This window comes from Marinomonas foliarum (assembly GCF_016906065.1).
Classification (GTDB): domain Bacteria; phylum Pseudomonadota; class Gammaproteobacteria; order Pseudomonadales; family Marinomonadaceae; genus Marinomonas; species Marinomonas foliarum.
Map to the genome: position 1 here is coordinate 3,612,621 of NZ_CP070273.1, position 13,701 is coordinate 3,626,321.

Consider the following 13,701-nt stretch of genomic DNA (forward strand, 5'->3'; position numbering starts at 1 on the left):
AGTTCTAAATGGGATTAAAATAGACTCGCATAAGGCGAGCAGTAGTAACAAGCATTACGCCTGCTTGCTTTTTAATCAAATTCCACTTTGTCTGTTTTTAGCAAAGCGGCACTACTGGAGTTCACCAACTTGTCGTTCTTTCTTTCGATAAAGAAAACGTCTAAGTTTTCCTTTTTGGCGATTTTTGCGCCTTCTATAGGGCCAAGGCACAACATGGTGGTTGCCCATGCATCGCTGATTCTTGGATCAGTACCAAATACCGACGCTGAGACAAGGTCGTGAGTGATTGGTTTGCCTGTACTTGGGTTAATAATGTGCGAATATTCCACACCATTATCGTCGAAGTGACGGTTATAAGTGCCTGATGTATCAAGCGTGACGCCATCTTCGTTTTTCACTGTGATGACTTTATAGACTTTTGGTGCGCCGTCAGCAGAAGGAATAGGGCTTTGGATTGCGACTCTCCATTTGTCGCCATTTGGCTTGTGCCCTTTGATCTTCATGTCGCCACCAAATTGCACCATGTAATTATCGTAGCCTTTGGATTCTAATACATGACTTAACTTGCCAATGGTGTAGCCTTCGCCCATGGAAGAAAAATCAAGCTGCAAAAAAGGGCGAGTTTTGCGTACGCGCATATTTTCTTCGTCGACTTCTATCTTTTCTACCCCAAGTTCAGATTTTAGAGCGGTTAATTCCTCTGGAGTTGGTACATGAAGTTTGTCGGTTTTAAAACCCCATAAATCAAACAAAGGCCCAATGGTTGGATCGTAGCAACCTTTTGATTTGGCGTGTATGTCTTGAGCGATTTGAACAAGTTCGACAAAGTCTTCTGATACAGGTTGCCAAGCCACAGAAGGGCTGCGGTTAAATTCTGAAATAAAGGAATCTGGACGATAAGTGGAAAGCTCTTTGTCTATTTGAGCAAGGGTATCGTTAAACGCGGTTTGTACTTCTGTGACAGGAACGGCGTCTTCAGACCAAAAGCTGATTTGGTAGGTCGTGCCTTGGGCATAACCTTCAACCGTTTCCAGTTTTGGTGGCTCACTGCAACCCACTAAAAATGTTGCCATTAGAATAGTGCTAAAGCCCGCAACTCTGATTACATTAAAGCCAGATTTTATCAAAGTAGACATGTGATTTAAGCCTTATGAAAAGTAAATTCAGCAAGTTTACCAGTGGATTATGATCAACTCTATCAACCAGCTTATCATCCACACTTATGTGCATTTTGTTGTTCTACTTTTGTTTTCAAAGTTCTGGAAGAAGGCCATTTCTAACTGCGCCGGGTGAGATACCTGTCATTCGTTTGAAGGCTCGACTAAAAGACGCTGTTGAGCTATAGCCAAGGCGATCTGAGATTTCATCAAGATTCAGGTTGTCTTGGCTGATCCATTGGCTTGCTAGTCGCATGCGCAGATTGCCTAGGTATTGCTGTGGTGTGGAGTGGGTTAATTCGGTAAAGCGCTCAGCAAAGACAGACCGTGAAACGCTCATTTCGGAAGCCATATCTGCTACCGACCATTGTCGACCTGGGTCATGGTGCAGGGCGGATAATACCTGTGCCAATTTGGGGTCGCGCATGGCTTCAACCCAGCCGCAGACATCGCATCCAACTTCTACCCAACGACGTAAAATCGCTGCGGCCACGACATCGGCAAGTCTTGTTAAAATAACGCTGTATCCAGGTCGTTTGGCCTTTAGTTCTTTGGTCATGACATCAAGAATGGCCGGGATTTGAGGGTCATAATCGGGCACGGTTTCAATATGCATGACTTCGGGCTTCAAATGGGCTAATGGATGAAGCCAGCCTAAGTTGAACTCCATCGCACAACTGAAAATATAGTTGTCTTTTGATCTACAAATTTCGGTATCACAAGCTCGGATTTCAGAGGAGGTATCACACAGTGATACTTTTTCAAAGGCATCGATACTGACTAATGGCACGCCGTCTTCGCTATAAATATCGTGCGTTCCAGCGCAAGGCAACAATACAGCATCGCCACAGGCAAGTTTGTGTACAGCTCCGCTCTTGGTTCGAAGTAATACTGAACCTTGGCCAATAAAATGAAAGTACGCCAATTTTGTATCGGCTCCTTCTCCATATTGTAGGCCAAATGGTGCAGAAATTTCGACACGCCGGTATTCAAGGCCTTTAAGGCGAACACCCGACAGAAGCTCGTTTACCATGTCGTGTCGGCTTTCATTGAATTGGTTAGTTGGTAAAGAAGGTTGCATAATGCTCCGGACGAAATGGTATAAATTTAAGATATATTGGTATATATCGTCTGGACTGTCCATATTATTCTTCTCTGCATGTTGTTCGATAGGTAATGTACAAACATTTATATCCAGAGGATTTTCAATGACGAATACTGTAAATGAGCCATCCATGCAGACAAAAGAAACGCCTGCTTGGTGGGCTGTGATAGCCATGACGTTAGGCGTTTTTGGGTTAGTTACGGCAGAGTTTTTGCCTGCTAGTCTCCTTACTCCAATGGCATCAGATCTTTCCATTACCGAAGGCATGGCTGGCCAAGCGGTTTCGGCTACTGCCATTTTGGCAGTAATTGCCAGTCTTTTAACAGCCACCGTGACCCGCAGAATAGACCGTCGATACGTTTTGTTAGGCTTCTCTATACTATTAGTTATATCAAGCGCCTTGGTTGCACTTGCTCCGAACTTCTTTTTACTGCTGGCTGGTCGGGTATTACTTGGTATCGCGCTTGGTGGTTTCTGGACCATGGCGGCCGCTGTCGTTATGCGCTTGGTTCCCGATAAAGACATTCCTCGTGCGTTGGCTATTATGTTTAGTGGTGTGTCAGCTGCGACGATTTTTGCAGCGCCGCTTGGAAGTTACCTCGGTGGTACTATTGGCTGGCGTAATGTTTTTTGGCTTGTTGCTTTATTAGGTGTTCTGGTTCTTTTCGTCCAATTTGCGACCTTGCCGAAAATGCCGCCACGTGGGCGAGCGACATTGGGTACATTAATAGCAGTAATGAATCGACCTCGAATGAAGTTTGGCCTAATAATGTTAGTGCTGATTTTTACGGGACATTTCGCTTTATTCACCTATGTCCGGCCCTTTCTTGAAAACGTAACAGGTGTGGCTACGGCGGGTATTTCTGGCATTTTGTTGGGCTTCGGCGTGGCGAACTTCATTGGGACTCACCTAGCCGGTGTGTTAATTGCGCGATCTCTGCGTCTTACTTTAACCCTTGCACCATTGATCATTGGCTTAGCTGGAATCGGGATGGTTAGTGTGCAGGGTGCTATTGCTCCAACCGCTGTATTGGTGGCGATTTGGGGGATGGCGTTTGGTGGGGTGCCTGTTGGTTGGTCAACTTGGATTACACGTAGTGTACCGGACGAAGCCGAAAGTGGTGGTGGACTTTTAGTTGCTGCTATTCAAGTAGGGATTGCTACCGGTGCCGCAGCAGGTGGGTTAGTGTTTGATACTACTGGTGCACTTGGTGTTTTTACTATCGCGGCTTTAATTCTTTTAATTGTTGCTCTCGTCGTTACATCGGGCTTGAGAACAGAAGAACCTGTAAACACGTTGGAAAGTACTTAAGTATTGCTTTTCTAAATCCCCCTTATTCATATGTAAGAATCAGGGGGGATTTTTATTTATTCAATACTGGATGAAATATAAGCAAGGTCATGCTACTTGTTCGCGAAAGAACTTATAGGCTAACGCTAGTAACACTTAGCGGCTTTGTTTTGTGCCACTAAAGCTTCATAAATCGGTAGGTTTTTACTTAAATTTGCTTGCAAATCTTTAATACGAGTAGAGTTAGAAGGGTGAGTTGATAGTAACTCTGGTGCTTTACTTTCACCTCCTGCACTCATATTACGCCATAACTGAACGCTTTCTCGTGGATCAAATCCAGCTTTTGCCATGTAACTTAGGCCTAGCACATCCGCCTCAGATTCATGGGATCGGCTAAAGGGTAAAATAATCCCCACTTGCGCGCCTATACCTAACGCTTGGAAGATCGCTATTTTTTCTGGCGACTCTTCACCGCTTAATTGATAACCCAGTGCCAAAGCCTGGCTTGTCGCTAGCTGAGTCGACACGCGTTCGTTACCGTGTCGCGCAATCACATGAGCCAATTCATGACCGACCACAGCGGCTAATTGCGATTGGTTTTCTGCCACAGTCAAAAGTCCCGTATAAATACCAACTTTATATCCTGGCAAGGCAAACGCATTCACCTGTTCATCGTTAAATAACACAACTTCCCAATCTTGCTTACGATATTTATCTGGTAATACCGCAATCAATGAATCTGCTACACACTGAACGTTCTCGCGTAGCTTCGCATCAGACGAAGCAGGTATTTCCTTCTTCATTTCCGTAAAAGACTGAATGCCCATCTCATTCATCTGGCTATCAGGCAAAACAGCAAACTGCTTACGACCGGTTGGTGAAGAGCTACAACCCACCATCACAACCAATGCCGCTGCCAGTGCCGCCTTTAAAGAAACCTTCATAAACACCATTGTAAAACCGCCTTGATTAAGTGTATGAACTGTTGAGTAAGCAGCCATTATAGGAAAGGGCTTTCATAGGAAGCAACTGGGATGGAAGAGAGTACTATTATTTCCCAGATTTAGATGCGGTGTGGATGAAACCCACAAACCTCTGGCACTTCTATCAAAAAACATTGTCTATTCACCAAAATGCGCATTTTTCCTTTATGATAGTCGCTATTAGAATTTGAATTAAACTTGGAATTAGAAATTATGAGCAACACTCCCGAACACAAACCACGTCCGATGGTGGATCTTATTGTCAGTGTCATTTTGCCGTCTTTCATTTTAATGAAGTTAAGTGGTGAAGATAAGTTAGGTACGACTGGCGGCTTGGTGGCGGCACTGGCATTTCCTCTTGGTTGGGGGGTCTATGAGTTAGTTAAATATAGGAAGTTTAATTTTATCGCTTTGTTAGGTTTGTTCAGTGTTTTGCTGACTGGTAGTATCGGTTTGTTCGAATTAGATAATAAATGGCTGGCGATCAAAGAAGCGGCGATCCCTGCGGTTATTGGTGTTGCTGTTCTTATCTCGACATTTACGCCTTACCCCTTGGTGCGTGCGATGTTTTTTAATGCGGCGATTATGGACGTTGATACTATCAAGCAGAAGCTAGAGGAGAACAACAGCACCGCAATCTTCGAAAAGCGATTAATGAAAGCTACGTATTTTATTGCTGCCTCTTTTGCCTTTTCAGCGACGATGAATTACGTGCTGGCAAAATGGATCGTTACTAGCCCAGCGGGTACGGAAGCGTTTAATGAAGAACTAGGGCAGATGACCTTATACAGCTACCCGATGATTGCGATTCCTTCGATGATCATGTTAATGGCGATTTTTTACTACCTATGGCGTAGCATCCAAAAAGCTACAGGATTGAAACTCGAAGACTTACTTGTTAAAAAATAGCCCATTCAAATATACCCTCCAGTACAAATTCGGCGGGTTAACCCTTTTTTATTAAGCGTTATTTAGATCAAATAATGCTTTGAATTAAAAAGGGGTTCACCCCCTGAAACCTCTCTTAAACCCTGTTATTCAGCACCTAATGCCCTTTCCAACAAAACAAGTTTAAAAGCGACGCTATGACCTAGTCGGTTTTAGTGTTCCTCTAGTCGTTTCCAGCTAGTTCTCCTACTAGCCGAAAAATTACACTGAGTTCATTGCTTAATACCCCTAAAGGACAGAACGATGAACGCAGCAGAGTTACACGATAAGTCTATTATTATTGACGGTTTGATTTGCTCAAAGTGGAACCGTGAGCTATTTGAAGATATGGCCAAAGGTAAGCTGACGGCAGCGAATTGTACTGTGTCGTTCTGGGAAAATTTTGAAGGCACAGTTCGCAATGTTGTCGAGATGAATCAGTTAATCGAAGCCAACAGTGATTTGCTAACTAAAGTCTACACGACAAAAGACATTCATCGCGCGAAAGCCGAAGGCAAAACGGGCGTGATGATGGGATTCCAAAATGCTCATGCTTTTGAAGATCAAATCGGGTACGTGCAAATTTTTAAAGACCTTGGTGTAGGTATAGTGCAGATGTGCTACAACACGCAAAACTTGGTGGGCACTGGTTGTTACGAACGCGACGGTGGTTTGTCGGGTTACGGTCGTGAGATTGTCGCTGAGATGAATCGTGTTGGTATGTTGTGTGATTTATCTCACGTTGGTCCAAATACTGCGAAAGAAGTCATCATTGAATCTAAGCAACCTGTTGCTTATTCACACTGTTTACCTGCTGGTTTGAAAGAGCATCCACGTAACAGAACAGACGAAGAGCTTAAATTTATTGCTGACAATGGCGGTTTTGTTGGTGTCACTATGTTCGCTCCTTTCCTAAAAGCTGGCATCAACGCGACAGTGGATGATTATGTAGAAGCGATTCAATACATCTATAACATTGTTGGTGAAGATGCGATCGGTATTGGTACTGACTTTACTCAAGGTCATGGTTATGACTTCTTTGAATACCTAACTCATGATAAAGGCTATGCCCGTCGTTTGACGCGCTTTGGTGAGATTATTAATCCATTGGGTATGCGTACTGTAGGTGACTTCCCAAATTTGACTGAAGCTCTGTTGAAACATGGTTTTAGCGAGCGTCAGGTGCAAAAGATTATGGGTGAGAATTGGGTGAATTTATTAAAAGAAGTGTGGGGTGAATAGTAAGGCGGGAATGCTTGTATCGCTTTATTAATTTGCTCTGCTACTTGATTTTAACGAAAAGAATTTAAGGAACTATATATGACTGTTCATGCACCAGAAATGCCAATAGAAGTTGACAGCGAAACCGGCGTTTGGAGTACAGATGCTCTTCCTATGCTGTATGTGCCGCGCCACTTTTTTGTGAATAATCACATGGGTATTGAGGATGAAATCGGCGACGAGCGTTACGCTGAGATTCTTTATAAAGCGGGCTATAAGTCAGCTTACTACTGGTGTGAGCAAGAGTCAGCTTGTCACGGTATTTATGGTGAAGAAATTTGGCACCACTATTTGAGACGTTTGTCTCAACGTGGTTGGGGCTTCTTTATTACAGAAGAGTTGGATATTGAAAAAGGCACAGCAAAAGTGCGTTTAGAGAATTCGGCTTTTGTTTATCACTACGAAAAAATTCACGGTAAAAAAGTGAATCGTAAAGTGGATTATATGTTCACAGGTTGGTTTGCTGGGGCGTTGGATCAAATTGCAGAAAGCAATGGATTGGCGGTTCGTACCAAGGCGATTCAGACCCAAAGTGCAGCCGAAGAAGGCTGTGATGTTGGGTATTTCCAAGTGTCACCACTTTAGAATCTTTTTAACCTAAACCACGAATATGGGATCACCACGGGCAGGTGGTGATCACAATCAGTAAAAGTTACACGTCGTTTTCAAGAAGGCAGGATGTTATGTCCCAGTATGATGCGTTGTTCGAACCTCTAAATATAAATAAATTAACCATCCGCAATCGTATTGTCAGTACGGCTCATGCTGAGGTATATGCCACTGATGGCGGCATGACAACAGACCGTTACGTAAAGTATTACGAAGAAAAAGCCAAAGGCGGTTGTGGTCTGTGTATTTGTGGTGGCTCCAGTGTGGTGTCTATCGACAGCCCACAAAGCTGGTGGAGTTCGGTCAACCTTTCGACAGATCGCATCATTCCTCATTTCCAAAATCTTGCGGATGCGGTTCATAAGCATGGCGGCAAGATCATGATCCAGATTTCTCACATGGGTCGTCGTTCTCGTTGGGATGGTGAAAACTGGCCTAACCTAATGTCTCCTTCTGGTATTCGTGAGCCGGTTCACCGTGCGACTTGTAAAACGATTGAAGTAGAAGAAATGTGGCGCATCATTGGTGACTTTGCTCAAGCAGCACGTCGTGCAAAAGACGGCGGCTTAGACGGTGTTGAATTGTCTGCCGTTCACCAACATATGATAGATCAGTTCTGGTCCCCACGCGTAAACAAACGTACCGATGAATGGGGTGGAACGTTTGAAGGGCGTATGAAGTTTGGTATGGAAGTGCTTAAAGCGGTTCGTGCCGAAGTAGGGCCAGATTTTGTTGTGGGTATGCGTATCACGGGTGATGAGTTCCATCCTGATGGCTTGGGCCACGAAGAAATGAAGAAAATTGCTCAATACTACGATGCGACCGGCATGGTGGATTACTTTGGTGTGGTTGGTTCTGGCTGTGATACACATAATACTTTGGCTAACGTTATTCCAAACATGAGCTATCCGCCTGAGCCTTTCTTGTACTTGGCGGCAGGCATTAAAGAAGTGGTTAATGTTCCTGTTATCCACGCGCAAAATATTAAAGATCCGAATCAAGCTAAACGTATTCTTGAAGCAGGCTACGTAGATTTTGTAGGTATGACTCGTGCTCATATCGCTGATCCGCACTTTATTGCCAAAATCAAGATGGATCAGGTTGATCAGATTCGTCAGTGTGTTGGTGCAAACTATTGTATCGATCGTCAATACCAAGGTTTGGATGTGTTGTGTATTCAGAATGCTGCGACGTCTCGTGAATACATGGGCTTGCCACATGTCATTGAGAAAACCTCTGGTGTTATTCGTAATGTTCTAGTGGTCGGTGGTGGCCCTGGTGGGCTTGAAGCTGCTCGTGTTGCTGCGGAGCGTGGACATAAAGTGACTTTGCTTGAGAAAGCAGAAGAGCTGGGTGGTCAATTGGTATATGCAGGTAAAGCGCCTCAGCGTGATCAGATTGCGGGTATTACTCGTTGGTTGGTGATGGAGTTGGAACGCTTGGGTGTGGAAGTACGTTTAAACACGTCAGCTGATGAAAACATGGTTAAAGAGCTGAACCCAGATGTGTGTATCCTAGCTACCGGCGGTCGTCCTTTTATCGACCAGAATGAAGAGTGGGGTGCAGCTGAAGGTTTGGTTGTTTCTTCTTGGGATATTTTGAGTGGCGCTGTTGAGCCAGGCAAAAATGTCTTGGTATACGACACTATTTGTGAATTCTCTGGTATGTCTGCGGCTGATTACTTGGCTTCTAAAGGCTCTCTGGTTGAATTGGTCACAGACGATATTAAACCTGGTGTTGGTGTTGGTGGTACGACGTTCCCAACTTACTACCGTTCTTTGTACGAACGCGAAGTTATTATGACGTCGGATATGCTGTTAGATAAAGTATATCGCGAAGGTAATAGTTTAGTTGCAGTGCTTGAGAATGAATATACAGCTCAGAAAGAAGAGCGTGTTGTTGATCAAGTTGTGATTGAGAACGGTATTCGTCCAAACGAGGAACTGTACTACGCGTTGAAAGCAAGCTCATGTAATAAAGGCCAAATTGATAACGAAGCCTTGTTTGATATCAAACCTCAGCCCGTGCTGGATGGTGGTTCAGATGAGGGTATGATCCTGTGGCGTCTAGGAGACTGTGTGTCTCAGCGCAACGTTCATGCTGCTATGTATGATGCTCTTCGCCTTTGCAAAGACTTATAAGAAACGCTAGTTGAGCAGGTGAAGACAGAGTTAAAAAAACAAATTTTAGAGGTGGGTCTAGGAATTAAAGGTGCGATTTAGCCTACTGATTCCTCAGATCCAAAACCTTTTAAGGTTATTTCTTTTCTGATTTGTTTTTACTTTGTTTTCATCGCTCACTTTCTCTCTTAATGGTTTTTCTATTTTCAATATGCCCGATGACTGAGGGTTTAAGATGATTCTTGATTGGTTACCTCCAACTTTAATTGGTGTTCTTCTTGTGCTAGCGGGGATTGGTGCGATTCGTCGTATGAATCTATGGCGTGCAGGTCAAGCTGAAAAAGTTGATTTTCTGGCTGGTTTGTTCGCGATGCCAAAGCGCTATTTGCATGATCTTCATCATGTAGTAGAACGTGATAAATATATGTCTCGTACACACGTTGCGACAGGCGGTGGTTTCGTCTTGGCAATGGTATTAGTGGTCTTTGTTCATCTATTTGGAGTGAAGAACGAAATTCTTGCTTGGGCGTTATTAGCAGCTTTAGTGCTTATGTTTTGTGGTGCTTTGTTTGTTTATAAGCGCCGAATGAATCCGCCATCACGCCTTTCTAAAGGGCCGTGGATGCGTTTGCCGAAAAGTTTGCTTACCTTCTCTATTACCTTTTTTGTACTGACTTTACCAGCTGCAGGAATCCTTCCTGAAGGAACGGGCGGCTGGATACTCACGCTTGTATTGTCTGTTCTTATTTTAATGAGCTTAAGTGAAATGCTGTTTGGTATGACGTGGGGTGGGCCGATGAAGCACGCTTTTGCGGGGGCTTTGCATCTAGCTTTTCACCGTCGTCCTGAGCGCTTTGGTGGCGGTCGATCTACGGGGTTGAAACCTGCGGCTTTAGGTGAGGCATCTCATGGTGTTGCGAAACCAACAGATTTCAAATGGAATCAATTATTAGGGTTTGATGCCTGTGTGCAGTGTGGTCGTTGTGAAGCAGTTTGTCCTGCGTTCGCAGCGGGTCAACCACTTAATCCAAAGAAACTTATTCAAGATATGGTAGTGGGTTTTGCTGGTGGTACGGATAAAAAATACGCTGGTAGTGCATACCCCGGTGTTGAGGTTGGTAACGCTAAAGGTGCACCTGACCAGATTATTACCAATGGCTTGATCAGTTCAGATACGCTTTGGTCATGTACGACATGTCGTGCTTGTGTAGAAGAATGTCCAATGATGATAGAGCATGTGGACGCTATTGTTGATATGCGTCGTTTCTTGACTCTTGAAAAAGGAGAGACACCAAACAAAGGTGCACAAGTTCTGGAAAATATTATCGCTACGGATAACCCGAATGGTTACTCGCCAGCAAGCCGAACGCACTGGGCGGCAGATCAAAACTTAAACTTGATGAAAGACGTGAAGCAGGCAGATGTGTTGTTTTGGGTATCTGATGGTGCGTTTGATATGCGTAGTCAACGGATTCTTCGCGCGTTTGTTAAGTTAATGAAAGCCGCTAATATCGATGTTGCTATATTAGGCGATGAAGAATTAGACAGTGGTGATGTTGCACGTCGATTAGGTGACGATGCCGCTTTCCAAAGTTTGGCTAAACGTAACTTAGCGACTTTGTCGAAATATAGCTTTAAGACAATCGTGACGACAGATCCACATGCGTTCCATTGTTTAAAAAATGAATACGGTGACTTTGGCTCTGACGCGCTGAAAGGTGTGGAAGTATTGCACCACACGACCTTCTTGAATCGTTTGGTGAAAGAAGAGCGTTTGCAGCTAGATACCTTTAAGGGTGGTAAGGTTACTTATCATGATCCGTGTTATTTGGGTCGTTACAATGGCGAATATGAAGCGCCTCGTGAATTATTGGCTAGCTTAGGTATTGATGTTGCCGAAATGGAACGTTCTGGTTACCGCTCTCGTTGTTGTGGCGGAGGCGGTGGCGCTCCGATTACGGATATTCCTGGCGAACGTCGTATTGCAGATATGCGTATGGAAGATGTCGTTAGCACTGGCGCTGAAATGGTAGCAGTAGGTTGTCAGCAATGTACTGCTATGTTGGAAGGTGTTGTAGAGCCGAGGCCTGTCGTAAAAGATATTGCAGAAATTCTAGTTAGCCAACTTGCAGAGGAGGTGAACTCATGAGTGAATTTACCCCAACTGAGTCGACTTTAAGCGATCTTCTAAGACGTGATCCAAGAGCCGAATGGATTGCCCGTAATCGCTTGCATCCTCTGCACAGCAGTGTGGTGTCGGCAGGGCAAGGTGAGGTGCGTGGGCCATCAGGGTTATTACGTAAAAACCCTCACGTTATTGGCTTTATTGGGCCTAATGGCATCAAGCGTATCGATAGAGCCAACTTGTCTGCTGCTGGTCTTAATGGCAAAAAACGTGCTGGTGAAGCGAAAGAAACACAGTTGCCATTACATATTGTCGATAATCCAGATGGTTACATTATGGTAGTCGCCGATATGATTGGCGGTCGTTTAACCGGTCATGACAAAGATATTTTAGGATTGGCGCATCAGCTTGTGGGTGAAAATAAAGCTGCAGGTAAAGGCAGTATCGCTGTTGTGTTAGTGTGTTTTGGTGAAAGCAAAGAAACGCAATTTGATTTGGCCGGTGTGGATCGTTTACTTCATATTACAGGCCAAGAGTTCGAAGGTTTTGCGCCAGAAGCAAGGTTGTCAGCGCTGATGCAAGTTGAAGCTCAGTATAAACCAGTGAATTGGCTATTCCCAGATAGCATCCATGGCGGCACAGATCTGGCGTGCCGTTTAGCATCACGTTTGGGTGAGCGTCCAGCGACGCAGGCTTGGCAAGTTACGGCAAGCAACACAGTAAGTCGTGGAGCGTCTGGAAGTCGAGATATTAGCCGAGAAACTCCACGTATTCTGATGTTGATGGAAGAATGTGCTAATGCTATTGAAGACACTCGACATCAAGTATTGGATCTAGCGTTTGATGCAGATGCAGTGGAAACCGGTGATGATTATCGCTTGATCGATCAGGGGCAAATAGAAGTGGACTCTAACGCTGTGCCTTTGGCTGAAGCTGAGTTTATCTTATCGGCGGGTAATGGTATCCATAACTGGGATCAATTCCATGCTGTAGCAGCGGCGTTACGAGCCACAGAAGGGGCAAGTCGAGTGGCAGTGGATGATGGCTTTATGCCTCGCTCTCGTCAGGTTGGGGCATCGGGTACTTGGGTTACTGCTCGTGTTTACTTGGCTGTGGGTATTTCTGGTGCGATTCAGCATATGCAAGGTATCGGTCAGTGCGACAAGGTTGTTGCGATTAATACAGATGCGGGTTGCGACATGGTGAAGCGTGCTGATTTAGCTGTGATTGAAGACAGTGAAGCTATTTTGGATGCTCTGCTGAAGCTAGCTCAAGAACATTATTTGTCGAAGGAACAGGAGAAGAGTGATGCCGCCTAAAGTCAATGTAGTTTCTTTGGTATCTGTCGGTCGTCACCCTCAGTCTGGGCGGTCACGTCGTGCAGAACAAGATGGCAGAGCCGTCGAGTTAGGTTTGAAACTGTCTAAAAAATCGTTAACAGTGGTTCACGCTGGTGATTCTCAAGAGCCTGTACTTCGTCAATATGCTGGTATGGGATTAGATTCATTGACTGTTTTGCCACAAGCGGCGGATGGTGATGCCTTGCCAGTCTTGGTTGAATTTTTAAAAAATAGTAAAGCTCAAGTGGTATTGACGGGAGTCCGTGCAGAAAGTGGTGAGTCTTCTGGTATGTTACCATATTTGTTGGCAGAGCAACTAGGTTGGCCATTAGTACCTCGTGTTGCGGAAATCCTGACAATAAAAGAGGGAGCAGCAGAAGTGCTTTTGGCCTTACCCCGTGGCCAGCGACGTTCGGTAATCGTCAGCTTGCCATTTATTGCCACTGTTGATAACGCCGCGGCTGAAGCGCGTCAAACAGCATTTGGACCTGGGTTAAGGGCAGACCTAAAGGTATTAAACGTCGAAAGTGTGACGGATGATGCTATGGCGACATGGCAAATTAGTGCTGCCAAGCCTCGTCCTAAGCGTTTGAAAGTGGTGAAAGCCAAAACAGCAGCTGATCGAATGAAGGCTGCAACGGCGAAACCTGTCGGTGGCGGTGGTAAAGTTATGAAAAATGAAACGGCTGCTGAAAAGGCACAAGCTATTTTTGACTTGTTATTAGAAGAAAAAGTGGTGCGCTAGACTACTGTTTAGGTATAA

The 13,701-nt window shown here is 44.7% G+C and carries 11 protein-coding genes; 8 read left to right on the forward strand and 3 right to left on the reverse strand.

From position 1 onward, the window contains the following. Positions 1–71: 71 nt before the first annotated feature. Complete coding sequence (locus JSY38_RS16680; protein WP_205114265.1) at positions 72–1,136, reverse strand: FAD:protein FMN transferase; 1,065 nt, start codon at positions 1,134–1,136, stop codon at positions 72–74. 115 nt (positions 1,137–1,251) lie between these two features. Further along, positions 1,252–2,238, reverse strand: a complete 987-nt coding sequence (locus JSY38_RS16685) for an AraC family transcriptional regulator (protein WP_205114267.1) — start codon at positions 2,236–2,238, stop codon at positions 1,252–1,254. 127 nt (positions 2,239–2,365) lie between these two features. Between JSY38_RS16685 and JSY38_RS16690 the strand changes: the two genes are divergently transcribed. Then, complete coding sequence (locus JSY38_RS16690) at positions 2,366–3,574, forward strand: MFS transporter (RefSeq protein WP_205114269.1); 1,209 nt, start codon at positions 2,366–2,368, stop codon at positions 3,572–3,574. Between the two features lie 125 nt (positions 3,575–3,699). Here JSY38_RS16690 and JSY38_RS16695 read toward each other — a convergent pair whose 3' ends face one another. Further along, positions 3,700–4,506 (reverse strand): M48 family metallopeptidase, encoded by an 807-nt coding sequence (locus JSY38_RS16695; protein WP_420844526.1) that lies wholly within the window; start codon positions 4,504–4,506, stop codon positions 3,700–3,702. Between the two features lie 243 nt (positions 4,507–4,749). On the opposite strand from JSY38_RS16695, the gene JSY38_RS16700 reads away from it, so the two are divergent. The 7 genes from JSY38_RS16700 to etfB all read left to right on the forward strand — a co-directional run bounded on the left by JSY38_RS16700 (position 4,750) and on the right by etfB (position 13,683). Next, positions 4,750–5,445, forward strand: a complete 696-nt coding sequence (locus JSY38_RS16700; RefSeq protein WP_114411195.1) for a VC0807 family protein — start codon at positions 4,750–4,752, stop codon at positions 5,443–5,445. 282 nt (positions 5,446–5,727) lie between these two features. Further along, complete coding sequence (locus JSY38_RS16705; RefSeq protein ID WP_114411194.1) at positions 5,728–6,705, forward strand: dipeptidase; 978 nt, start codon at positions 5,728–5,730, stop codon at positions 6,703–6,705. Positions 6,706–6,783: 78 nt separating this feature from the next. Continuing rightward, complete coding sequence (locus JSY38_RS16710; protein ID WP_114411193.1) at positions 6,784–7,329, forward strand: DUF5943 domain-containing protein; 546 nt, start codon at positions 6,784–6,786, stop codon at positions 7,327–7,329. Positions 7,330–7,427: 98 nt separating this feature from the next. Then, complete coding sequence (locus JSY38_RS16715) at positions 7,428–9,494, forward strand: NADH:flavin oxidoreductase (protein ID WP_114411192.1); 2,067 nt, start codon at positions 7,428–7,430, stop codon at positions 9,492–9,494. Between the two features lie 214 nt (positions 9,495–9,708). Further along, positions 9,709–11,622, forward strand: a complete 1,914-nt coding sequence (locus JSY38_RS16720) for a (Fe-S)-binding protein (protein WP_114411191.1) — start codon at positions 9,709–9,711, stop codon at positions 11,620–11,622. Beyond that, positions 11,619–12,917 carry an electron transfer flavoprotein subunit alpha gene (gene etfA / locus JSY38_RS16725; RefSeq protein WP_114411190.1) on the forward strand — a complete coding sequence of 433 codons (1,299 nt, stop codon included), beginning with the start codon at positions 11,619–11,621 and terminating at the stop codon, positions 12,915–12,917. Before JSY38_RS16720 ends, etfA begins: the two co-directional genes overlap by 4 nt. Next, complete coding sequence (gene etfB, locus JSY38_RS16730; RefSeq protein WP_114411189.1) at positions 12,907–13,683, forward strand: electron transfer flavoprotein subunit beta; 777 nt, start codon at positions 12,907–12,909, stop codon at positions 13,681–13,683. Before etfA ends, etfB begins: the two co-directional genes overlap by 11 nt. The last annotated feature ends 18 nt before the right edge of the window (positions 13,684–13,701 follow it).

Coding starts and splice junctions, on each gene's coding strand:
- JSY38_RS16680 (WP_205114265.1), bottom strand. CDS start 1,136: ATGTCTACTTTGATAAAATCTGGCTTTAATGTAATCAGAGTTGCGGGC.
- JSY38_RS16685 (WP_205114267.1), bottom strand. CDS start 2,238: ATGCAACCTTCTTTACCAACTAACCAATTCAATGAAAGCCGACACGAC.
- JSY38_RS16690 (WP_205114269.1), top strand. CDS start 2,366: ATGACGAATACTGTAAATGAGCCATCCATGCAGACAAAAGAAACGCCT.
- JSY38_RS16695 (WP_420844526.1), bottom strand. CDS start 4,506: ATGGTGTTTATGAAGGTTTCTTTAAAGGCGGCACTGGCAGCGGCATTG.
- JSY38_RS16700 (WP_114411195.1), top strand. CDS start 4,750: ATGAGCAACACTCCCGAACACAAACCACGTCCGATGGTGGATCTTATT.
- JSY38_RS16705 (WP_114411194.1), top strand. CDS start 5,728: ATGAACGCAGCAGAGTTACACGATAAGTCTATTATTATTGACGGTTTG.
- JSY38_RS16710 (WP_114411193.1), top strand. CDS start 6,784: ATGACTGTTCATGCACCAGAAATGCCAATAGAAGTTGACAGCGAAACC.
- JSY38_RS16715 (WP_114411192.1), top strand. CDS start 7,428: ATGTCCCAGTATGATGCGTTGTTCGAACCTCTAAATATAAATAAATTA.
- JSY38_RS16720 (WP_114411191.1), top strand. CDS start 9,709: ATGATTCTTGATTGGTTACCTCCAACTTTAATTGGTGTTCTTCTTGTG.
- etfA (WP_114411190.1), top strand. CDS start 11,619: ATGAGTGAATTTACCCCAACTGAGTCGACTTTAAGCGATCTTCTAAGA.
- etfB (WP_114411189.1), top strand. CDS start 12,907: ATGCCGCCTAAAGTCAATGTAGTTTCTTTGGTATCTGTCGGTCGTCAC.